The sequence below is a fragment of the Aeromonas sp. XH genome, from assembly GCF_033348475.1.
Classification (GTDB): domain Bacteria; phylum Pseudomonadota; class Gammaproteobacteria; order Enterobacterales; family Aeromonadaceae; genus Aeromonas; species Aeromonas sanarellii.
In genome coordinates this window covers 409,087-428,316 of sequence record NZ_CP137630.1, presented here as the reverse complement: position 1 = coordinate 428,316, position 19,230 = coordinate 409,087, and the positions used below count along the sequence as shown (strand labels likewise).

Annotated in this window: 24 protein-coding genes and 1 other RNA gene; 12 read left to right on the top strand and 13 right to left on the bottom strand. The window is 61.5% G+C overall.

Going from position 1 to position 19,230, the window contains the following annotated elements; translation table 11 throughout:
* From fliP to rsmI, 5 genes are all read right to left on the bottom strand, one after another.
* The gene (gene fliP / locus R2B70_RS01990) at positions 1-735 is read right to left on the bottom strand and encodes a flagellar type III secretion system pore protein FliP (RefSeq protein ID WP_216991126.1); all 735 of its coding nucleotides are present in this window, start codon (positions 733-735) and stop codon (positions 1-3) included.
* Positions 735-1,112 (bottom strand): lateral flagellar motor switch protein LfiN, encoded by a 378-nt coding sequence (lfiN, locus tag R2B70_RS01985; protein ID WP_041211834.1) that lies wholly within the window; start codon positions 1,110-1,112, stop codon positions 735-737. Before lfiN ends, fliP begins: the two co-directional genes overlap by 1 nt.
* A gap of 7 nt (positions 1,113-1,119) precedes the next feature.
* Positions 1,120-1,992 carry a lateral flagellar motor switch protein LfiM gene (gene lfiM / locus R2B70_RS01980; RefSeq protein ID WP_318162502.1) on the bottom strand — a complete coding sequence of 291 codons (873 nt, stop codon included), beginning with the start codon at positions 1,990-1,992 and terminating at the stop codon, positions 1,120-1,122.
* Between the two features lie 229 nt (positions 1,993-2,221).
* Positions 2,222-2,608: RNase P RNA component class A (gene rnpB, locus R2B70_RS01975), an RNA gene on the bottom strand.
* A 62-nt stretch (positions 2,609-2,670) separates the two neighbouring features.
* Positions 2,671-3,504, bottom strand: coding sequence for a 16S rRNA (cytidine(1402)-2'-O)-methyltransferase (rsmI, locus tag R2B70_RS01970; RefSeq protein ID WP_209794234.1), 834 nt, complete (start codon positions 3,502-3,504; stop codon positions 2,671-2,673).
* A 199-nt stretch (positions 3,505-3,703) separates the two neighbouring features.
* Between rsmI and R2B70_RS01965 the strand changes: the two genes are divergently transcribed.
* The 4 genes from R2B70_RS01965 to dolP are packed head-to-tail and all read left to right on the top strand — an operon-like array spanning position 3,704 to position 6,990.
* Positions 3,704-5,494, top strand: coding sequence for a penicillin-binding protein activator (locus tag R2B70_RS01965; protein ID WP_318162501.1), 1,791 nt, complete (start codon positions 3,704-3,706; stop codon positions 5,492-5,494).
* On the top strand, positions 5,412-5,807 hold the full coding sequence (locus tag R2B70_RS01960) for a YraN family protein (protein ID WP_209794236.1): 396 nt from the start codon (positions 5,412-5,414) through the stop codon (positions 5,805-5,807). The genes R2B70_RS01965 and R2B70_RS01960 overlap by 83 nt, the downstream gene beginning before the upstream one ends.
* Positions 5,808-5,816: 9 nt before the next feature.
* Positions 5,817-6,407 carry an SIS domain-containing protein gene (locus R2B70_RS01955; protein WP_010675848.1) on the top strand — a complete coding sequence of 197 codons (591 nt, stop codon included), beginning with the start codon at positions 5,817-5,819 and terminating at the stop codon, positions 6,405-6,407.
* A 4-nt stretch (positions 6,408-6,411) separates the two neighbouring features.
* The gene (dolP, locus tag R2B70_RS01950) at positions 6,412-6,990 is read left to right on the top strand and encodes a division/outer membrane stress-associated lipid-binding lipoprotein (protein WP_042077591.1); all 579 of its coding nucleotides are present in this window, start codon (positions 6,412-6,414) and stop codon (positions 6,988-6,990) included.
* A 48-nt stretch (positions 6,991-7,038) separates the two neighbouring features.
* Here dolP and R2B70_RS01945 read toward each other — a convergent pair whose 3' ends face one another.
* The 8 genes from R2B70_RS01945 to zapE all read right to left on the bottom strand — a co-directional run bounded on the left by R2B70_RS01945 (position 7,039) and on the right by zapE (position 13,220).
* Positions 7,039-7,470: a ClpXP protease specificity-enhancing factor gene (locus R2B70_RS01945; protein ID WP_219142942.1), complete on the bottom strand. Its 432-nt coding sequence runs from the start codon at positions 7,468-7,470 to the stop codon at positions 7,039-7,041.
* A complete protein-coding gene (gene sspA / locus R2B70_RS01940) occupies positions 7,467-8,096 on the bottom strand; it encodes a stringent starvation protein SspA (protein ID WP_318162500.1) in 630 nt (209 codons plus the stop codon). Before sspA ends, R2B70_RS01945 begins: the two co-directional genes overlap by 4 nt.
* Positions 8,097-8,183: 87 nt before the next feature.
* Positions 8,184-8,918, bottom strand: a complete 735-nt coding sequence (locus R2B70_RS01935; RefSeq protein ID WP_318162499.1) for a cytochrome c1 — start codon at positions 8,916-8,918, stop codon at positions 8,184-8,186.
* Positions 8,915-10,132, bottom strand: a complete 1,218-nt coding sequence (locus tag R2B70_RS01930; protein WP_042078452.1) for a cytochrome b — start codon at positions 10,130-10,132, stop codon at positions 8,915-8,917. The genes R2B70_RS01935 and R2B70_RS01930 overlap by 4 nt, the downstream gene beginning before the upstream one ends.
* 2 nt (positions 10,133-10,134) lie before the next feature.
* Positions 10,135-10,725 carry a ubiquinol-cytochrome c reductase iron-sulfur subunit gene (petA, locus tag R2B70_RS01925; protein ID WP_042078454.1) on the bottom strand — a complete coding sequence of 197 codons (591 nt, stop codon included), beginning with the start codon at positions 10,723-10,725 and terminating at the stop codon, positions 10,135-10,137.
* 298 nt (positions 10,726-11,023) lie between these two features.
* On the bottom strand, positions 11,024-11,416 hold the full coding sequence (gene rpsI / locus R2B70_RS01920; RefSeq protein ID WP_005336286.1) for a 30S ribosomal protein S9: 393 nt from the start codon (positions 11,414-11,416) through the stop codon (positions 11,024-11,026).
* Positions 11,417-11,430: 14 nt separating this feature from the next.
* Positions 11,431-11,859 (bottom strand): 50S ribosomal protein L13, encoded by a 429-nt coding sequence (gene rplM / locus R2B70_RS01915; protein WP_005336289.1) that lies wholly within the window; start codon positions 11,857-11,859, stop codon positions 11,431-11,433.
* A gap of 266 nt (positions 11,860-12,125) precedes the next feature.
* The gene (gene zapE, locus R2B70_RS01910) at positions 12,126-13,220 is read right to left on the bottom strand and encodes a cell division protein ZapE (protein ID WP_318162498.1); all 1,095 of its coding nucleotides are present in this window, start codon (positions 13,218-13,220) and stop codon (positions 12,126-12,128) included.
* Between the two features lie 139 nt (positions 13,221-13,359).
* On the opposite strand from zapE, the gene R2B70_RS01905 reads away from it, so the two are divergent.
* The 8 genes from R2B70_RS01905 to R2B70_RS01870 all read left to right on the top strand — a co-directional run bounded on the left by R2B70_RS01905 (position 13,360) and on the right by R2B70_RS01870 (position 19,195).
* Positions 13,360-13,740, top strand: coding sequence for a YhcB family protein (locus R2B70_RS01905; RefSeq protein WP_042078458.1), 381 nt, complete (start codon positions 13,360-13,362; stop codon positions 13,738-13,740).
* A gap of 81 nt (positions 13,741-13,821) precedes the next feature.
* On the top strand, positions 13,822-15,180 hold the full coding sequence (locus R2B70_RS01900) for a Do family serine endopeptidase (protein WP_209794240.1): 1,359 nt from the start codon (positions 13,822-13,824) through the stop codon (positions 15,178-15,180).
* 89 nt (positions 15,181-15,269) lie between these two features.
* Positions 15,270-16,397 (top strand): outer membrane-stress sensor serine endopeptidase DegS, encoded by a 1,128-nt coding sequence (degS, locus tag R2B70_RS01895; protein WP_318162497.1) that lies wholly within the window; start codon positions 15,270-15,272, stop codon positions 16,395-16,397.
* A 309-nt stretch (positions 16,398-16,706) separates the two neighbouring features.
* On the top strand, positions 16,707-17,069 hold the full coding sequence (locus tag R2B70_RS01890; RefSeq protein ID WP_043762655.1) for a PRD domain-containing protein: 363 nt from the start codon (positions 16,707-16,709) through the stop codon (positions 17,067-17,069).
* Complete coding sequence (locus R2B70_RS01885) at positions 17,070-17,435, top strand: glycine-rich SFCGS family protein (protein WP_216991547.1); 366 nt, start codon at positions 17,070-17,072, stop codon at positions 17,433-17,435. It abuts the gene before it with no gap.
* Positions 17,435-17,731: a DUF4312 family protein gene (locus tag R2B70_RS01880; RefSeq protein WP_318162496.1), complete on the top strand. Its 297-nt coding sequence runs from the start codon at positions 17,435-17,437 to the stop codon at positions 17,729-17,731. The genes R2B70_RS01885 and R2B70_RS01880 overlap by 1 nt, the downstream gene beginning before the upstream one ends.
* A 25-nt stretch (positions 17,732-17,756) precedes the next feature.
* The gene (locus R2B70_RS01875; protein ID WP_134694721.1) at positions 17,757-18,533 is read left to right on the top strand and encodes a DUF4311 domain-containing protein; all 777 of its coding nucleotides are present in this window, start codon (positions 17,757-17,759) and stop codon (positions 18,531-18,533) included.
* Between the two features lie 11 nt (positions 18,534-18,544).
* Positions 18,545-19,195 carry a DUF4310 family protein gene (locus tag R2B70_RS01870; RefSeq protein ID WP_042074435.1) on the top strand — a complete coding sequence of 217 codons (651 nt, stop codon included), beginning with the start codon at positions 18,545-18,547 and terminating at the stop codon, positions 19,193-19,195.
* The last annotated feature ends 35 nt before the right edge of the window (positions 19,196-19,230 follow it).

The window sequence follows — 19,230 nt, the reverse complement described above, 5'->3', positions numbered from 1 at the left end:
TCAGCCTCCGCCACCGAAACTGGCGGCCAGGGTCCCGACCGTCATGGACCAGCCGTCCACCAGCACGAACACCATCAGCTTGAACGGCAACGAGATGATGAGGGGCGAGAGCATCATCATCCCCATGGCCATCAGCACGCTGGCGACCACCAGATCGATGACCAGGAAGGGGATGAACAGCATGAAGCCTATCTGGAAAGCCGTGTTCAGCTCGCTCAGCACGAAGGCCGGCAGCAAGACGCCGAACGGGACCTCGGCCTTGCTGAGGGTGGTCGGCTCCCCTGAGATGCGCAGCATCTGCTCCAGATCCGGCTCCCGGGTCTGGGCCAGCATGAACTGGCGCAGCGGTTTCTCGGCCCGGGTCAGCCCCTCCGTCAGGGTGATCTCGTTCTGGTCGTAAGGCACGAAGGCGTGCTGGTACATCTCGGTCCAGACCGGCCTCATGATCACCAGGGTCAGGATCAGGCTGATGCCGATCAGCACCCGGTTGGGGGGGCTCTGCTGCAACCCCAGGGCCTGGCGCAGTATGGCCAGCACTATGATGATGCGGGTGAAGCTGGTCATCATCAGCAGCAGGGTCGGCAACAGACCCAGCAGGGTCATGAAGAAGAGGATCTGCAGCTTGATGCTGTAATCCTCACCCCCGGTCTCGCTGGGGGAGACCGAGAACAGCGTCATGTCCGCGCCCCAGCTCGGCAACGCGAACAGCAGCAGGGCTACCGGCAGATACCGCATCAGTCGTTCATGCCGCCCAGCAGCTTGGTGTCGACCACGTCCACCAGACGCAGGCCGTACTTGCCATTCACCACCACCACTTCACCCCTGGCCAGCAGACGGCCATTGACCCGCACATCCAGCGGCTCGCCGGCCAGCTTGTCCAGCTCGATGACGGCCCCCTCTTCCACCTTCATCAGTTCGCCCAGGGCCACCTCGGTGCTGGCCACTTCCAGGGTCACCTTGACCGGGATATGGTGAAAGAAGGAGAGGTCCCGCTGCTTGGTGCTGCTGGTGGGCGCCATGTAGTCGGCCGCACTCGGCATGCTGATGTCGTCCCCAAACAGCTGATCCAGGCCATCCAGATCCAGCGGGTCATTCATGTTGTGCTCGTTCACGATTCCACTACTCCTCTACCACCGTTGCGACCTGATACACCAGGCTGCCTTTATGCTCGGCAATGCGTCCATTGAAACAGGGGCGGTAGCCGATCAGGGCCGGCACCACCTCGGGTAAATCCAGCGAGAGCACATCTCCCACCTTGAGGCACTCCAGATCGGCCAGGGTCATGGACATCTGGCCCATGACCACCCGCAGCCGCACCGGCACCTGGACCAGGGCCTGCTCCAGCTGTGCCTGCTGCACAGTCTGACCGCCGATGCTGAGGGCCTCCTCGGGGGGAGCCAGCCAGAACTGCCAGTCATGCTGACTGCCCCCCGCCAGCATGCCGGCCTGCGCCACCCAGAGCCGGCTCGCCGGCACCGCATCCCGGGTGGTCAGGGTGAGCTGCCAGGCGAGGTCTCCCTGGCCCTGGCAGGCGGACCAGATCTCCACCTGATACTGGCAGAGCCGCAGCAGCAACCGCTGCTCGGTGTCGGTCAATCCCCTGCCATGGGCGACCGGGTTTCCCTCGTGTTGCAGAGAGCCCCCGAAAAACAGCACGGCGAGCCGATAGATGACGGCGGGAGCAATGGAGAAGTAGGCAACGCGCTGGGCATCCAGCGGGGTGCGGGCCTCGACCCAGATCAGCGGCTCGTCCCCTTCCTGCGGGAGCGCGGAGGAAAAATCCCGGTAAGCCAGGTCGCAGTCCGCCGCATTGAACAACTGGGCCATGCAGCCCGATACCTGCTGGGAAAAAGAGCCTAGCTGGGCATTGAGCTGCTTGAGGCGCGCCTGATTGGCGCGTTCAACCCCCAGCAAGTCATATTGAGGAAGGGCTCTGCCACGCTCGGCACAGAGCAACCGGGAAGGTGTGAGCATTACGCCGCTTGATGACATTACAAATCCACCTTTGCCATTTTCATCTCGTCCTGCTGCCATATGGCGACTCTCATCAGGCCGGCCGCGCGATCGATACCAATAGTCCAGCCGATACAGAGCGACCGAAACGGGCGAGAACTTTATTACAAAACCCCAAAAGGCGCCACGCGGGGGCATGGCAAGCCGGAAAATAAAAATCCCGGCACCTGGGGTGCCGGGATTTTAAGGTAATCGCTTACCTGAAGTAGGTCGGAGTCGGCCTGTAAGCCGGGTTCTGTACCGGGTTGCCCCGGGTAGCAATCATTCCTCTAGGCCAGCAATCGCTCGCTGGCTCAAGCAACCTACCCGCCCCCAACGCGGGCCGCGCCAATAGGGGCCTATTTGGTCTTGCTTCGGGTGGAGTTTACCGTGCCACGAACTGTTGCCAGTCGCGCGGTGCGCTCTTACCGCACCCTTTCACCCTTACCTGATCCCTTGCGGGCCATCGGCGGTCTGCTCTCTGTTGCACTGGTCGTAGGCTCGCGCCCCCCAGGCGTTACCTGGCACCCTGCCCTATGAAGCCCGGACTTTCCTCCCCTCCGCCCGTCTGTCCCAAGGGACACAACGACGAAGCAGCGATTGCCCAGCCAACTCCGAGGCGCGGATTATAGCCTCGTGAAGCGGACGGGGTAAACCGGCAATTCCCGATTACGACAATTAATGATGCTCGAGACCGTACTTGTAGAGGGCATTCTTCTTCACCCCGTGGATCTCGGCGGTGAGGGCCGCCGCCTTCTTGAGCGGCAGCTCGGCCACCAGCAGCCCCAGGGTGCGGATCGCCTCCGCCGGCAGCTCCTCTTCTTCCTTGCTGGCCCCCGCCACCACCAGCACGATCTCGCCGCGGCAGCGGTTCTCGTCTTCCCCGAGCCAGGCCAGCATCTCGGAGGCGGGCAGCCCGTGAATGGACTCGAAGGTCTTGGTCAGTTCGCGGCACACCACTACCTGGCGCTCCCCCAGGATACGGGCGATGGCCTCCACCGTCTCCTGCACCCGGCGCGGAGACTCATAGAACACCAGGGAGCGGGTGTCCTCGATCACCGCCTGCAGGCGATCATCCCGCCCCTTGGCCTTGGCGGGCAGAAAACCCTCGAAGGCGAAGCGGTCGGTGGGCAGGCCGGCCGCCGAGAGCGCCGTGATGGCGGCGCAGGGACCGGGCAGCGGCACCACCTTGACCCCGGCCTCGCGACAACGGGTGACCAGATGATAGCCGGGGTCGCTGATGAGGGGCGTGCCCGCATCGGAGACCAGGGCCACGCTCTTGCCCTCCTTGATCCGGCCGATCAGCACGTCCGCCTTCTGCTGCTCGTTGTGATCGTGCAGGGCGAAGGTCGGCACCGAGATCTGGTAGTGGCCGAGCAGGATGCCGGTGTGCCGGGTATCCTCGGCGGCCACCAGATCGACGCGGCGCAGAGTGTCCAATGCTCGCTGGGTGATATCCGCCAGATTGCCGATGGGGGTGGGGACTATATACAGGGTTGGGATGTCACTCATGGGATCTCCGAGCGTCCCGACAATTGTGTCGCCATATTGGCCCGTTTACACTATGGAGAATTTCAACACTGGTCGGGGAATGAACTTGAACCGGGTTACAAAGCAGCTAAGTGTATCACGACTCTTCGGCATCCTACTCGCGGCAGTCCTGCTTGCCGCCTGTGCGTCGGAGCCCAATCAACCTTCCGGACAGCCCGGCATGCCGTCGGCCTTCTCGGATCTGACCAAGAATGCCCAGTGGTATCTGGAGCAGGTGGATCCCGCCAAGCCGGCGGAAGCCTTCGTCTGGCAGGTGATGGCTGCGCGCAGCTACCTGGCCCTCGGCCAGGCCAAGCCGGCTGCCGCCCTGTACCAGCAGTTGCAGAAGCAGGCCCAGAGCCCGGAGCAGCAGGCGCAACTGCAGCTGCTGCAAGCGCACCTGCTGCTCGCCCAGGGCAACGCCAACCAGGCGCTGATCCTGCTGGAGGGCAAACCCGAGGTGGCGCTGGATGCCGATACCCAGAAGGACTGGTACCGCCAGCGCGTGGTGCTGCAACTGGACATCAACAACAAGTTCGGTGCCGCCAAGTCGCTGATCCTGCTGGAGCCCTACCTGGCCAAGAATGAGCTGGCCACCAACCATCAGCAGATCTGGTCTCTGCTCAAGAGCATGACCCCCTCCACCCTGCAGGCTCTGGAAGAGGCGCCGGCCCCCGACGTCACCACCGGCTGGCTGCGACTGGCCGCCCTGGTGAACGAATTCGGCGCCCAGCCGAGCCAGCTTGCCCGCCAGCTCGCCGGCTGGAAGCAAGCCTTCCCGAACCATCCGGCCCAGAGCGACATGCCGGCCGGCCTGGGTGATCTCGCCACCACGGATGCAGGTCCGCTGCAGCAGGTCGCCGTCTTCCTGCCCCTCTCCGGCAATCTGGAAACCCAGGGCGCCGCCATCCGCAACGGCATGCTGATGTCCTACAAGGAGAATCAGGGACAGTTCACCCTGAACTTCTACGACACCCAGGGCAAGGCGATGGGGGATCTCTACAAGCAGGCGATCCAGGAAGGGGCCAACATGATCATAGGCCCGCTGCTCAAGGACCAGGTCGAGGATCTGCTCAAGTCCAACCCGACCGTGCCCGTGCTGGCGCTGAACGAGCTGGACAAGCCCATCGTCAACGACAACACCTTCTATTTCTCCCTCTCCGCCGCCGCCGATGCGAGCCAGGCCGCGCAGTATCTCTATGGGCAGGGCTATCGCAAGCCGCTGTTGATCGCGGCGCAAGGCCGGATTGGCTACAGCAGCATCAAGGCGTTCGAGCTGGCCTGGGCCGGCGTCAGCCAGGAGAAACCCGTGGTTGCCACCTTCGGCGCGCGCAACGAGGTGCAGGGCATGGTCAAGAACGCCCTGAGCGGCCGATCCACCGCCCGTGCCGGGGAGATAGTCCAGCTGTCCGATGCGACGCCGCGCAGCATAGACGCCGTCTACGTGGTGGCCAACAGCCTGGAAACCCGGATGATCAAGCCCTATGTGGACATCTCGGTCAATCCCATGGGCAGCCTGCCCATCTACAGCAGCGCGCGCGGCTATGACAGCGGCGCGACCGAGGTCGCCTCCGAGCTCAACGGCATGCACATCTCCGAGATGCCGCTGTTGCTGGGCGGCTATGAGAAGCAACGTGAACAGATTGCCCTGCTCTGGCCGCAAACCCAGGGGGACCTGCTGCGCCTGTTCGCCCTCGGCTACGATGCCGTCGGCCTGGCTGGCAACCTGCAGCAGATGCGCAAGCTGAACGCCATGCAGCAACCGGGCATGAGCGGTCAGCTGAGCGTGGATCCTCAGGGCAACATAGTGCGCATGCTGGACTGGGCCACCTACCAGAATGGCCAGCTGGTCAGCGACAGCGCGGTGCCCCAGCTGGAGGACGCGACCCATGAAGAGGCTACTGGCACAACTGCACCAGCAGTGGTTGAACCTGTTGCCATCGGCGGCGACGAACAAGGGACAGCACTTTGAGCAAGTAGCGGAACGCTGGTTGCAGGCCCGTGGCCTGCAACCCGTGACCCGCAACTACCGCTGCCGCGGTGGTGAAATCGACCTCGTCATGCGCCAGGGGGAAACCCTGGTGTTCGTCGAGGTCAGATATCGCGCTCAAGCCAGCCATGGCGGAGCCGCCAGCTCGGTCACCCGGCGCAAGCAGCACAAGATCGTGCTGGCCGCACGCCACTATTTCAAGCAACATGCCATCAACGAGGCCAGCCAGGCCTGTCGATTCGATGTGATCGCGTTCGAGGGTGACCAGCCGGACTGGATCCAGAACGCGTTTTAAGAGGACTCCATGACAGACCCGATCAAAGAGAATTACACCGAGAGCATCCAGACCAAGATCGCCGCCGCAGAGGCGCTGCCGGACGCCATCCACACGGCGGCACAGATGCTGACCATCTGCCTGCTCAACGGCCACAAGGTGATGGCGTGCGGCAATGGCCCCTCCTCCGCGCTGGCACAGCTGTTCATCTCCGAGCTGGTCAACTGCTATGAGACGCCCCGCCCCTCTCTGCCCGGACTGGCTCTGACCCCCGACATGGCCACCATCAGCGCCATCGCCACCGATCACGGTTTCGAAGAGGTGTATGCCAAGCAGATCCGGGCCCTGGGTCAGCCCGGCGACATCCTGGTGGTCATCACCACCACGGGCAACAGTCGCAGCCTGATCAAGGCCGCCGAGGCCGCCCTCTCCCGCGACATGACCATCATAGTGCTGGGTGGCGGAGACGGGGGAGAGATCGCCGGTCTGCTCGGACCCAATGACGTGGAGATCCGCGTGCCGTCCGCCCGCCGCCCTCGCATTCTGGAAGTGAATCTGTTGACCCTGCACTGCCTGTGTGATCTCATCGACCAGACTCTTTTCCCGCAACAGGAAGACTGAAACCATGAAGAAGCCCATTCTCGCATTTGTCCTTCTGACCGGCGCCTTGCTGCTGCAAGGCTGCGCAGCCGTGGTGGTTGGCGGTGCAGCCGGTACCGCCAAGGCGACCGGGGATCGTCGCACCCTGGGCGCCCAGTGGGACGATCAGACCATTGAGCTGAAGGCGGCCAATCTGCTGGCCGACAACAAGCCCCTGAGCGCGGCCAGCAAGATCAGCGTCTACAGCAACAATGGCCGCGTTCTGCTGGTCGGCCAGACACCCTCTGACGCTTACAAGCAGGAGGCGGGCAAGATAGTGGCCCGCATCGAAGGGGTACGCCACGTCTATAACGAGCTGCGTCTCGGCAAGCCGGTCAGCATAGGGGTGCGCAGCAACGACACCTGGATCACCTCCAAGGTGCGGGCCGACATGCTGGGGACCAAGAACTTCGACAGCACCAAGGTCAAGGTCGTCACCGAGAACAGCGAGGTGTTCCTGATCGGTCTGGTGACGCGTCAGGAGGGGGATCAGGCCGTGGAGATCGCACGCCACGTCAGCGGGGTCAAGCAGGTGATCAAGGCCTTCGAGTTCGCCCAGAACTGATCGCGTCACCCGAACCCATAAAAAACGCAGCCAATCGGCTGCGTTTTTTTATTTGATGACTTTCAAAGTCGGGCGACCCGAGGGGCGTGGCGGCTCGGGGTCCGGCTCGGGCTGTATCTGGGTTTCCGCCTGCTCCAGCCAGAGATCGTAGCCAGGCTCGGGCGGGAACAGGGTCCCGACACCGTTCTCCCGGGCGTGGATGGCCAGTACGGCCGCCATCGGGATGTAGACCTGCTGCGACACGCCACCGAAACGGGCGCTGAAGCTGACTGCATCATTATCCATGTGGAACTGGCCAACGGCCCGAGGCGCAATGTTCAGGACGATCTGGCCATCCTGAACGAACTGCATCGGCACCATCACATGGGGGATGTTCGCATTGACCACCAGATGAGGGGTCAGGTCGTTATCCAGCAACCAGTCGAAAAACGCCCGCAACAGATACGGGCGACTGGGGGTCATCGTCGGTTCCATGCTCATACGCCGGCGCGGATCTCGCGCTCGGCTTCGGTCAGGGAAGCCTGGAAGGATTCGCGCTCGAACAGGCGCACCATGTAGGCCTTCAGCTCCTTGGCGCCACGACCGGTGAAGTCGATACCCAGGCTCGGGAGACGCCACAGCAGCGGAGCCATGTAGCAGTCCACCAGACCGAACTCCTCGCTCATGAAGTAGGGCATCTCGCCGAAGATGGGGGCGATGGCCAGCAGGTTGTCACGCAGCTCGGCACGGGCGGCTTCGGTATCCGTGCCCGCCATGATCTTGTCGGCCAGGGAGTACCAGTCCAGCTCGATGCGGTGCATCATCAGACGGCTGTTGCCGCGCGCCACCGGATAGACAGGCATCAGGGGCGGGTGCGGGAAACGCTCGTCCAGGTACTCCATGATGATGCGCGAGGTGTACAGAGCCAGCTCGCGATCCACCAGGGTCGGCACAGTGCCGTACGGGTTCAGCTCGGCCAACTCGTCCGGCAGGTTGGCAGGATCCACCTGGCAGATATCCACGCTAACACCCTTCTCCGCCAGGACAATGCGCACCTGATGGCTGAACATATCGTTGGCACCGGAAAACAGCGTCATTACCGAACGCTTATTGGCAGCTACAGCCATTGAACCCTCCCGTCATTAAAAAGCAGAAACGGCAATGAAGCATGTCTGTCTTCATTGCCGTGCGTCATATTACTCCGATCTGGTCGCTTAGTGAACGTCGCGCCAGAATTCCTTCTTCAACAGCACAGTGAAGATGAAGAAGATAGCGATGAAACCGAGCACCCAGAAGCCCATGCGTTCGCGCTCCTGCTGCACCGGCTCAGCCGAGTAGACCAAGAAGTTTACCAGATCCAGTACCGTCTGATCATATTCTTCGTTGTTCATTTCACCGTTGCCGTCAGATTTGATGCTGACAACCTGCTGGACATCGACGCCATCGACCTTGTGGGTCGTGAATTCGGCGCGGGGCGTCCCCTGCAGCGGCTCCAGTACGTGAGGCATGCCCACGGACGGGAAGACGGCGTTGTTCACTCCGAACGGTCGGGTCTCGTCCACGTAGAAGGAGCGCAGATAGGTATACACCCAGTCAGCGCCCCGCACCCTGGCGACCAGGGTCAGGTCAGGGGGCGGCGCACCGAACCACTTGGCCGCATCCTTCTCGGACATGGCGCTCTTCATCAGGTCGCCAATCTTGGCGCCAGTGAAGATCAGGTTCTCCTTCATCAGATCTTCCGGAATGCCGATGTCGGCGGCCACCCGGTTGTAACGCTGATACTGGGTGGAGTGGCAACCGGCACAGTAGTTCATGAAGGTGGCGGCGCCCCGTTGCAAGGATGCCTTGTCACTCAGGTCGTACTGCGCCTTGTCGAGGGGAAAGCCGCTGCCCGCGGCCAACACCAGACCGGGCAGAAGGGCCAGCACTGCAAAAATTATTCTTTTCATTTGAATGTCACCCTCTCCGGCAGCGGCTTGGTGCGCTCATTCTTGCTGTAGAAGAACAACAGGACGAAGAACCCGAAATAACCCAGAGTACAGATTTGGGCAATCAGGGTCAGCGTCGGGGTCGATGGCAACACCCCCAGCACACCCAGAATGATGAAGCAGACCACGAACTGGGCGATGTTCAGCTTATGCAGGGTGCTGCGATAGCGTACCGAACGCACCTTGCAGCGATCCAGCCAGGGCAGCAGGAACAGCACGACGATGGAGAGCCCCATCATGACGACCCCCAGCAGCTTGTCCGGCACCGCCCGCAGGATGGCGTAGAAGGGAGTGAAGTACCATACCGGGGCGATGTGCGCCGGGGTCTTCAGCCCGTTCGCCACCTCGAAGTTCGGCTTCTCGAGGAAGTAACCCCACATGTCCGGCTTGAAGAAGATGATGGCGCAGAAGAAGAACAGGAAACCGGCCACACCGATCATGTCCTTGACGGTGAAGTAGGGGTGGAATGCCACCGCATCCAGCGGCCAGCCGTTCTCGTCCTTGTGCTTCTTGATGTCGATACCGTCCGGGTTGTTGGAACCCACTTCGTGCAGCGCCAGGATGTGCATGGCCACCAGCATCACCAGCACCAGCGGCAGTGCGATCACGTGCAGCGCGAAGAAGCGGTTCAGGGTAGCGCCCGAGATGACGTAGTCACCGCGGATCCACAGGGTCAGATCGTCACCGATGACCGGAATGGCACCGAACAGCGAGATGATGACCTGGGCCCCCCAGAACGACATCTGGCCCCAGGGCAGCAGATAGCCCATGAAGGCTTCTGCCATCAGCACCAAGAAGATCAGCATGCCGAAGATCCACAGCAGTTCGCGCGGCTTCTGGTAGGAGCCGTAGATCATGCCGCGGAACATATGCAGATAGACCACCACAAAGAAGGCGGAGGCGCCGGTGGAGTGCATGTAGCGCAGCAGCCAGCCGTAATCCACATCCCGCATGATGTACTCGACGGAGGCGAAGGCCCCCTCTGCCGACGGGTTGTAGTTCATGGTGAGCCAGATGCCCGTGATGATCTGGTTGACCAGCACCAGCATGGCGAGGGAACCGAAGAAGTACCAGAAGTTCAGGTTCTTGGGAGCCGGATACTTGGCCATGTGATCGTTGTACATGGCCGTGAGCGGGAAACGATCGTCAATCCAGCCCATGAGTTTGGCAAACATGGTCAGGCCTCCTTGCCATCGGCACCCACCAGAATGGTGGTGTCGCTAAGAAATTGGTATGGCGGAATGACCAGGTTCAGCGGTGCGGGCACGCCCTGGAACACCCGACCGGCCATATCGAACTTGGAACCATGGCACGGGCAGAAGAAGCCGGAGGTCACCCCTTGCACCTGCTCGCCGAAGCTGTCCGGCAGGTAGGAGGGGGAACAGCCCAGATGAGTACAGATGCCCACGGCAACGAAGATCTCGGGTTTGATAGATCTGTAGCCGTTGTGGGCATAGTCCGGCTGCTGTGGTTCGTCCGAGGATGGATCTCGCAACTGACTATCGTGGGCAGCCAGGGCATCCAGCGTCTGCTTGGTACGCTTCACCACCCAGACCGGCTTGCCGCGCCATTCGACGCGGATCAGCTGACCCGGCTCCAACTTGCTGATATCCACCTCTACCGGTGCGCCCGCCGCTTTGGCTTTGGCACTCGGGTTCCATGACTTTATAAACGGCACTGCGGTAAAAGCAGCTCCTACTCCGCCAACGGCAACCGTTGACCAGGTAAGAAATCTGCGGCGACCGGTATCAACTGGCGCATTGCTCATCCAAAAACTCTCCCATGTGGACTCCGCTCATTCTTATAGTGTCCCCGTTTCCTATCTCCTCTCCCTGACAACTGCGGCGGAAGCGGAGTGGCAATTGACACAGAAAGACCATGGAAATTTTAAAGAAAAGATAACAATTTGACAAGAAAGGGAAGCGAGGGGCAAAAACAATAAATACACAAATTTTTGTCTTTTGTGACGTATGCTTAGCATTGACGTATGTAAGATTACCAATAAAAAAAGCCTGGCACGTGGCCAGGCTTTTTTGACACTCGTGAGAGTGCGTACCAAAAGCGGATTAACGCTTGGAGTACTGCGGACGCTTACGCGCTTTGTGCAGACCGACTTTCTTACGCTCAACCTTACGGGCATCGCGAGTAACAAAGCCTGCTTTACGCAGTTCGGAACGCAGGGTCTCGTCGTACTGCATCAGAGCACGAGTGATACCGTGGCGGATCGCACCAGCTTGACCGGAGATGCCACCACCGTTAACGGTGATGTACAGATCCAGTTTCTCGGTCATCTCGACCAGTTCCAGCGGCTGACGAACTACCATGCGGGCAGTCGGACGGCCGAAGTATTGCTCCAAGGAGCGCTGGTTGATTACGATTTTACCGCTACCCGCTTTGATGAAGACGCGAGCAGTGGAGCTTTTGCGACGGCCGGTACCGTAGTATTGATTTTCTGCCATGTTGCCAGTTCCCGTTAGATATCCAGTACTTGAGGTTGCTGAGCAGCATGAGCGTGCTCTGCGCCTGCGTAAACTTTCAGCTTACGGAACATGGCACGGCCCAGCGGGCCCTTCGGCAGCATGCCCTTGACGGCAGCTTCGATTACCATTTCCGGCTTGCGCTGAATCAGCTTGTCAAAGCTGATGGACTTGATACCACCCGGGAAACCGGAGTGAGCGTGGTACATTTTGTCGGTAAATTTCTTACCGGTTACGTGTACCTTCTCGGCGTTTACAACGATGATGTAGTCACCGGTGTCAACGTGCGGAGTGTACTCGGCTTTGTGCTTACCACGCAGACGAGCAGCGATCTCGGTTGCGATACGACCCAGAGTTTTACCTTCTGCGTCCACAATGTACCAGTCACGTTTTACGGTTTCTGGCTTGGCAACGAAAGTTTTCATTAAGTTAAACCCAATTACCTGTTACAGACCCAATTGCTTATGGGGGCTCTCCCACAAACAACAAACGATGGCCTACCTGTACCCCTTCGAATACAAGTAAAGCTTAAAGTGTTGCTGTCTTATCGACAGCTGTAACGTGGGCCGGGCGATTATAAGTGAAGTTGCCTTAAATATCACCTGCTAATTTCACTGCCATGAAACCAGCAAATGTCGCCCGGCCCTACCTGCCGCAGATGCCCATCCGACTGGCAGGCGCGGTATTGTGACTAAGGAAGGTGCACTCTGGCAAGGTATTCGTGCGATTGCATCTCCTGGAGCCGTGAAAGGCAACGCTTGAATTCGAAATTCAGCAGGCCGTTGCCATAGAGCGCCTGCATGGGCACCGCCGCCGACAGGATGAGCTTCACGTGCCGCTCATAGAACTCGTCCACCATGGCGATGAAGCGGCGGGCGGCATCGTCCGTCCCCGAGCCCATGGGCTGTACATTGGCCAGCAGCACGGTGTGAAACTCCCGGGCCAGCTCGATGTAGTCTCCCTGGGATCGCGGAGTGCAGCAGAGCTGCTCAAACTCCATGTAGAGCACCCCCTCCCCCATCCCCAACGCACTCAGCTGGCGGTGATTGACCTCCAGCCTGGTGGGGCTCGCCTGAGGCAACCCGGTCAGTTGCCCAAAATAGCGGTCGAGGTTGCACCTGGCCTGCTCGTCCAGCGGAAAGTGATAGATCTCCGCCTGCTCCAGGGTGCGCAGACGGTAGTCGATGCCCCCATCCACGTTGAGTACCTCGCAGTGGCGCTCGATGAGCGCGATGGCCGGCAGGAAACGGGCCCGCTGCAGGCCATTTCGATACAGATCCTGCGGCGGTATGTTCGACGTGGCCACCAGCACCACGCCGTGCCCGAACAGCGCCTGGAACAAGGTGCCCAGCAGCATGGCATCCGTGATGTCTGAAACGAAGAACTCGTCGAAACAGATGACATCTGTCTCGTCGGCCAGCTTGCGGGCGATCAGCTTGAGTGGATCGGCCTGCCCGGTCAGCCCCTTGAGCTCGTCATGCACCCTGTGCATGAAACGGTGGAAGTGGATGCGCAACTTGCGCTCTCCCGGCAGACTCTCAAAAAAAGTATCCATCAGCCAGGTCTTGCCTCTGCCCACACCGCCCCACATATATAACCCCTGGATGGGGTCGCGGCTCTTCGGCTTTTGCAGCCAGCCCAGCAGGCCGCGGGATCTGGTCGGAGTCGGGCTGGCACACAGATCCTGATAGAGTCGCTCCAGGCGGGCCACGGCCATGGCCTGGGCCGGGTCGGCCACAAAGCCGGGACGCTGCAAATCCTGCTGATATTTTTGCTGCGGGGTCATCCTGTAAACCGCCTCCAAGTCCCTGAATGAGGGACAAAATGGTATCACGCTCTCGGGGGGCACGGTATAGTGCCAACGAGGCGTTGCGGTCAATCCGACCGCTTCAAATTCATCGATTTAGCTGTAACAAGGAGCTTCTATGACTCTGCTTAACGGGATCCTGCTGGCGGTTGCCGCCCTGATCATCGGCGTCTTGATCGGCCGTTTCACTGTCCGCAGCCGGGATGCCGGACGCCTGGAACAGGAGCTGAAAAAGGCTCACAAGGAGCTGGAGAGCTATCAGGGCCAGATCACCACCCACTTCGCCGACAGCGCCGCCCTGATGGAGCAACTGGCCGAACAGTACCAGACCCTCTATCGCCACATGGCCGAACAGAGCAAGTTCCTAGCCAAGGCGCAGGAGCCGCTGTTCCGTGAACCTCAGGTGGAAGAGACAAGCGACGCCTCTACCGGTGAAGAGCCGGGTCAACCCCCCCGCGATTACGCGGGTGCCTCCGGTCTGCTCAAGCAGCCAGGCTAGTCTCTGGTGGAACTAATTACGCCTTATCGTGGTCAGACCTTGACGATTGCACTGCAACTTTTTCTGGGAGCTGTTTCTCATATGCGTAAATCTCTTTCTGTATTCAGTGTCTTAGCCCTCAGTGTCGGTATCGCCCTGTCCGCAGCACCGGCACAAGCCGCCCTGCCCCTGTCGGCGAACAGCCAGGAGATGCCGAGCCTGGCCCCCGTCCTCGAGCAGGTGACCCCTGCCGTGGTCAACATCTCCGTCTCTGGCAAGAAGATCACCCGCCAGCGTCTGCCGGAACAGTTCCGCTTCTTCTTCGGCCCCAACATGCCTGACGAGCAGGTGAGCGAGCAGCCGTTCCAGGCGCTGGGCTCCGGCGTCATCATCGATGCCAAAAAGGGCTACGTGATCACCAACGCCCACGTGGTCCACGAGGCGGACGAGATCAAGGTCAACCTGAAAGACGGTCGCGAGTACGCGGCCAAGAAGATCGGCGAGGACAAGCAGTCGGACATCGCCCTGCTGCAGATCAAGGCCGAGGATCTGGTGCAGATCAAGTTTGCCGACTCCGACGAGCTGAGGGTGGGTGACTACGCCCTGGCCATCGGCAACCCGTTCGGCCTGGGCCAGACCGTCACCTCCGGCATCGTCAGCGCCCTGGGACGCAGCGGCCTCAACATCGAGAACCTGGAGAACTTCATCCAGACCGATGCGGCCATCAACTCGGGCAACTCCGGTGGCGCCCTGCTCAACCTGCGCGGCGAGCTGATCGGCATCAACACCGCCATCCTGGGCCCGAACGGCGGCAACATCGGCATCGGCTTCGCCATCCCGTCCAACATGGTGCGCGACCTGTCCGAGCAGATCGTGAAGTATGGTGAAGTGCGCCGCGGCCAGCTGGGGATCACCGGCACCGAGCTCACCAGCGAGATCGCCAAGACCTTCGGCTACAACAAGAAGGACGGCGCCTTCGTCAACCAGGTCATGCCCGACTCCGCCGCCGCCAAGGCGGGTATCAAGGCGGGCGACATCATCATCAGCATCGACGGCAAGCCCATCCGCTCCTTCGGTGAGCTGCGCGCCAAGATCGCCACCATGGGGGCCGACAAGCAGGTCGCCCTCGGCCTCATCCGCGACGGCAAGGAGCAGACCGTCAAGGTCACCCTGAAGAAGGCCGATGACAGCGAGATCCTCGCCAGCGCCCTGCACCCGGCACTGGAAGGGGCCAAGCTCAGCACCACCACGGAGCCGGTGACCGGCGTGGCCGTGGCCGACATCGATCCGCGCTCCCCTGCGGCCGCCTCCGGCCTGCAGAAGGGCGACATCATCATCGGGGTCAACCGCCTGCGCATCAACTCCATGGGTGAACTGACCAAGGCACTGAAGAACAAGCCGGACGTGCTGGCGCTGAACATCCAGCGCGGCGACTCCTCCCTCTATTTGGTGATCCGTTAAGTCCCTCACACCCGCGGCAACCGCCGCGGGTGATTTTTATCCACCGATGATGTTATTCTCTGCGCGCAGCGTGTACGGACGAGAATGACATGAAAATCCCACCTTTGATCAGTTACTTGGGCAAGTCTGTCGGCTTTGGCCTCACCGTGGCTGCACTCCTGTTGCTGTTGTTTCCCAGTTTTCGCGGCGGCGCTCCCCTGCCGGGCCTCATCACCAGTGCTCGCGAGTTGAGCTTCTCCTACGCCGCCCATAGGGCCGGCCCGGCCGTCGTCAACATCTACACCCGCAGCTTCGCCGGCAATCGCGGCGAGAAGGCCGAACTCAGGCCCCAGGGGCTGGGCTCCGGCGTCATCATGAACCAGCGCGGCCACGTGCTCACCAACTATCACGTCATCGCCGACGCGGATCAGATCATCGTCGCCCTGCAGGATGGGCGAGTATTCAGCGCCGAGCTGGTCGGCACCGATCAGCTGACCGACCTGGCGGTGCTCTACATCGAATCGGACAACCTGCCGGTGATCCCGCAGGATCCGGAGCGTCTGCCGGACGTGGGGGACGTAGTGCTCGCCATCGGCAACCCCTATAACGTAGGCCAGACCATCACCCAGGGCATCATCAGTGCCACCGGCCGCATCGGCCTTTCCAGCATGGGGCCGGACAGCAACGGCCGGCAGGATCTGCTGCAGACCGACGCCGCCATCAACGAGGGCAACTCGGGAGGGGCTCTGGTCAATGCCCGCGGCGACCTGGTGGGCATCAACACCGCCGCCTACCACCTCAATGGCAACCAGGAGAGCTACGGCATCAGCTTCGCCATTCCCTACAAGCTGGCCAAGCGCATCATGGACGAGCTGATCGCCAACGGCCGGGTGATCCGAGGTTACCTCGGCATCTCCAGCGTCGAGATCAACCCCATAGTGGCGCGCATGCTGAACCTCGGAGATCTGCAGGGCCTGGTGGTGGAGAGCCTGGATCCCAACGGTCCCGCCACCAAGGCCGGCCTCAGGCGCGGAGACGTGCTGCTCAAGATCAACGGCGAGGCCATCACGGGCGTGCGTCCCGTCATGGACAAGATCGTCGAGAGCCGCCCTGGCACCAGGCTCATCATCTCGGTGATCCGCAATGGCAAGCCGCTGGACGTCGAAGTCGTCATCGAAGAGGATCTTCGCTACCAGAATCAGAACCTGCCGACCAGCGGCGCCGTCCCCGCCACCTGACCGGCACACCTTCGCAGGGTCCGAGAGGGCCCTTTCTTGTATCTGCAGCCCTCCGGCTCCCGCTTGTTCGTGAGATGACTCACGGTTTTCACCGATGCGTCCTCGGGGGGCGGAACCGCCAAAACGCGACTCCGATCACGCCTCACCGTCCCCTGATCCCCCCTTTTCTCCCTCTTGACCACAAAAATGGCCTCTCCCGACGCCGTTTCCTCCGGATTTCCATTTCGAATCGGAAAAAACCTGCCTCCTCTCCGCCGCCCCCCCGCCTTAAGGTGCTCCCATCCTTTCTGCCAGCCTGGAGAGCAGACCTTGAATACCGACCCCCATGACAGTCCCCTTACCCCGGACAGCCCGGCGCTGCTGCGCAAGACCGATCTCACCCTGGCCCGCATCCACAACCTGCTGGCGGATCAGGGCATCCGTCCCAACGAGGTGCAGCTGCAGATGCTGGCTTCCCACGTCAAGGCCATGGTGTGGCGCTCCCATAGCGGGGAATCCCTGCCGGAAGTCGACCTCAGCCTGTTCGAGGAGATCTCCCCCCTCTCCCTGCGCCTGGCGGAGCAGGTCGTCAGCTGGCTGGAGCGACTCGCCTACGAGGAGGCGCACCTGTTGTCCGTCCATTTCGAAGTTGCCAAAGAAAATGAGCTCAGCTCAGTCAAAGGAGAAAGCTAAATGACAGCCATCAAACTCGTGATTGGAGATCGTCTCGGCAAGGGTCAGAAAGTGGGAGCGGGCGCAGAAGCCGCCGGCGCTACCGTGACCGTCATCCCCGGCATGGCCGCCGACATGAAGCTTGGTGACGTGATGAACAGGGAGCAGGCCGACCTTGGCATCTCCTTCTGCGGCAGCGGCGGCGCCGGTGCCATCACGGCCCAGACCAAGTACGGCTACAAGTGCCGCTACGGCATGCGCTCCATCGAGGAGGGCGTCACCGCCATCAACGAGGGGTGCGTGGTGCTGGGTTTCGGCTTCATGGACAAGGAAGAGCTGGGCCAGAAGCTGGTCGAGGCCTTCGCCAAGAAACACGGACGCGCCTGATGAAAGAACACTTCACCACCCAGGTCACCGTCAACGGCAAGGGCGCGACCCGCCAGCAGGCGTTTGCCGCCGCCCTCAGCCAGGTGCAACCCGGCCTGCTCAAGGAAAGCCCGCGGGTGATGCTGCGCATCGAACCCCTCGAGGTCGAGGTACTCATGGCCGAGGAGTCGGTACGGGTGGAGAAGTTCCTGTTCTTCTTCCTGCCACGTCAGCGCCGCGAGTACCGGGTCCGGCTGGCGATCACCGTCAAGGTCACCAGCCTGGACGTCGACAAGGTGGACTTCACCCTCGCCTGACCCCACAACCAAAAGGACAAGTTGGATGTTTCTAATCATTTTGATGAAGTCACTCATCATCGGCGGCCTGGTAGGTGTCGGGGTGGGGGCTGGCGCGGCGCGGATGTTCCACGCCCCGACCGTGCAGGGGATGGGCGCGTTCCGTACCCTGGGCGAGCTCAACTCCTGCGAAGGGGACCCCGCCTCCCACTTCTCGTTCGGTCTGGGCTTCTTCTTCAACGCCTGGGCCTCCACGGTCGCGGCCGGCGCCTTCACTCAGGACGTGGATCACCGCATCCTGCCGAACTGGGGTGCAGCGGCCCTGATGATCAAGAACCGGGATCTCGCCACCACCCTCCATGATCCCAAAAAGATGGCCATCGCCTGCGGCATCATTGGTGCCATCGTGGTCGCCTTCCTCAACAGCACGGCCGCCGCCGTACCTGCCGCCCTGCAGGTGACCGCGGTCAAGGTGCTGGTGCCCGCCGCCAACCTGCTGGTCAACACCGTCATGCCGGTGATCTTCTGGCTGGCCGCCATCGAGGCAGGCAAGAAGTCCGGCTTCTGGGCCACCATCTTCGGCGGTCTGGCCCAGCTCATCATGGGCAACGCCGTACCGGGTCTGGTGCTCGGCATCCTGATCGGCAAGGGCGTGGAAGAGAGCGGCTGGAACCACGTCACCCGCGTCATGATGAGCGCCATCGTGCTGCTGTTCGTGCTGAGCGGCTTCTTCCGCGGCTTTGATATGAAACTGATCGAGTCCTTCCACCTGGGGATCCCCCTGTGGCTGGAGAACGTCCACAACCTGCTGAGCGGCAAATAAGGGATCACACCATGGATGAGAAACTGAGAAACAACTTCTGGTATGCCGACTGGTCCTTCCCCATCTTTGTCGGTCTGCTCTCTTCCGGCGTCTTCGCCGGTACCCATATGTTCTACCTCTACGGGGTCGGCGCCTTCAACGAGGTGGCCTTCGTTGCCATGCTCAAGGCCGGGATGGACACCGGCGCCTACGGTGCGGTGGCCGCCTTTGGCGCCAGCTTCCTGTTCGCCCGCATCATAGAGGGCTCCCTGGTGGGGATCCTGGACATCGGCGGCGCCATCCAGACCGGGGTCGGCCTTGGCGTGCCCGCCCTGCTGCTGGGGGCAGGCATCGTCTATCCAGTGGAAAACTTCACCGCCTCCCTGATCACCGGCATGGGGATTGGTCTGGCCATCGGTTACGTGATCATCCTGGCGCGCAAGTTCACCATCAACCAGAGCGACTCCACCTACGGGGCGGACGTCATGATGGGGGCCGGCAACAGCTCGGGCCGCTTCCTCGGCCCTCTGATCATCCTCTCCGCCATGGGCGCCTCCATCCCCATCGGCATCGGATCCCTGCTGGGCGCCCTGGTGTTCTACCTCTGGGAGAAGCCCATCACGGGGGGCGCCATCCTGGGAGCCATGCTGTTCGGCACCTTCTTCCCCATCGCCCTGGCATAAGCCCGGAATCACCGCCGCCCCTCGGGGCGGCCTTG

Bases quoted from the DNA above. Each gene is read 5' to 3' on its own strand.
- R2B70_RS01875 (WP_134694721.1), top strand. From the start codon at position 17,757: ATGTTTCTAATCATTTTGATGAAGTCACTCATCATCGGCGGCCTGGTA.
- rplM (WP_005336289.1), bottom strand. From the start codon at position 11,859: ATGAAAACTTTCGTTGCCAAGCCAGAAACCGTAAAACGTGACTGGTAC.
- R2B70_RS01965 (WP_318162501.1), top strand. From the start codon at position 3,704: ATGCCGTCGGCCTTCTCGGATCTGACCAAGAATGCCCAGTGGTATCTG.
- lfiM (WP_318162502.1), bottom strand. From the start codon at position 1,992: ATGTCATCAAGCGGCGTAATGCTCACACCTTCCCGGTTGCTCTGTGCC.
- degS (WP_318162497.1), top strand. From the start codon at position 15,270: ATGAAAATCCCACCTTTGATCAGTTACTTGGGCAAGTCTGTCGGCTTT.
- R2B70_RS01880 (WP_318162496.1), top strand. From the start codon at position 17,435: ATGAAAGAACACTTCACCACCCAGGTCACCGTCAACGGCAAGGGCGCG.
- R2B70_RS01935 (WP_318162499.1), bottom strand. From the start codon at position 8,918: ATGAAAAGAATAATTTTTGCAGTGCTGGCCCTTCTGCCCGGTCTGGTG.
- sspA (WP_318162500.1), bottom strand. From the start codon at position 8,096: ATGGCTGTAGCTGCCAATAAGCGTTCGGTAATGACGCTGTTTTCCGGT.
- R2B70_RS01955 (WP_010675848.1), top strand. From the start codon at position 5,817: ATGACAGACCCGATCAAAGAGAATTACACCGAGAGCATCCAGACCAAG.
- R2B70_RS01900 (WP_209794240.1), top strand. From the start codon at position 13,822: ATGCGTAAATCTCTTTCTGTATTCAGTGTCTTAGCCCTCAGTGTCGGT.
- rpsI (WP_005336286.1), bottom strand. From the start codon at position 11,416: ATGGCAGAAAATCAATACTACGGTACCGGCCGTCGCAAAAGCTCCACT.
- R2B70_RS01885 (WP_216991547.1), top strand. From the start codon at position 17,070: ATGACAGCCATCAAACTCGTGATTGGAGATCGTCTCGGCAAGGGTCAG.
- R2B70_RS01960 (WP_209794236.1), top strand. From the start codon at position 5,412: ATGAAGAGGCTACTGGCACAACTGCACCAGCAGTGGTTGAACCTGTTG.
- zapE (WP_318162498.1), bottom strand. From the start codon at position 13,220: ATGACCCCGCAGCAAAAATATCAGCAGGATTTGCAGCGTCCCGGCTTT.
- R2B70_RS01945 (WP_219142942.1), bottom strand. From the start codon at position 7,470: ATGAGCATGGAACCGACGATGACCCCCAGTCGCCCGTATCTGTTGCGG.
- petA (WP_042078454.1), bottom strand. From the start codon at position 10,725: ATGAGCAATGCGCCAGTTGATACCGGTCGCCGCAGATTTCTTACCTGG.
- fliP (WP_216991126.1), bottom strand. From the start codon at position 735: ATGCGGTATCTGCCGGTAGCCCTGCTGCTGTTCGCGTTGCCGAGCTGG.
- rsmI (WP_209794234.1), bottom strand. From the start codon at position 3,504: ATGAGTGACATCCCAACCCTGTATATAGTCCCCACCCCCATCGGCAAT.
- R2B70_RS01905 (WP_042078458.1), top strand. From the start codon at position 13,360: ATGACTCTGCTTAACGGGATCCTGCTGGCGGTTGCCGCCCTGATCATC.
- dolP (WP_042077591.1), top strand. From the start codon at position 6,412: ATGAAGAAGCCCATTCTCGCATTTGTCCTTCTGACCGGCGCCTTGCTG.
- R2B70_RS01870 (WP_042074435.1), top strand. From the start codon at position 18,545: ATGGATGAGAAACTGAGAAACAACTTCTGGTATGCCGACTGGTCCTTC.
- R2B70_RS01930 (WP_042078452.1), bottom strand. From the start codon at position 10,132: ATGTTTGCCAAACTCATGGGCTGGATTGACGATCGTTTCCCGCTCACG.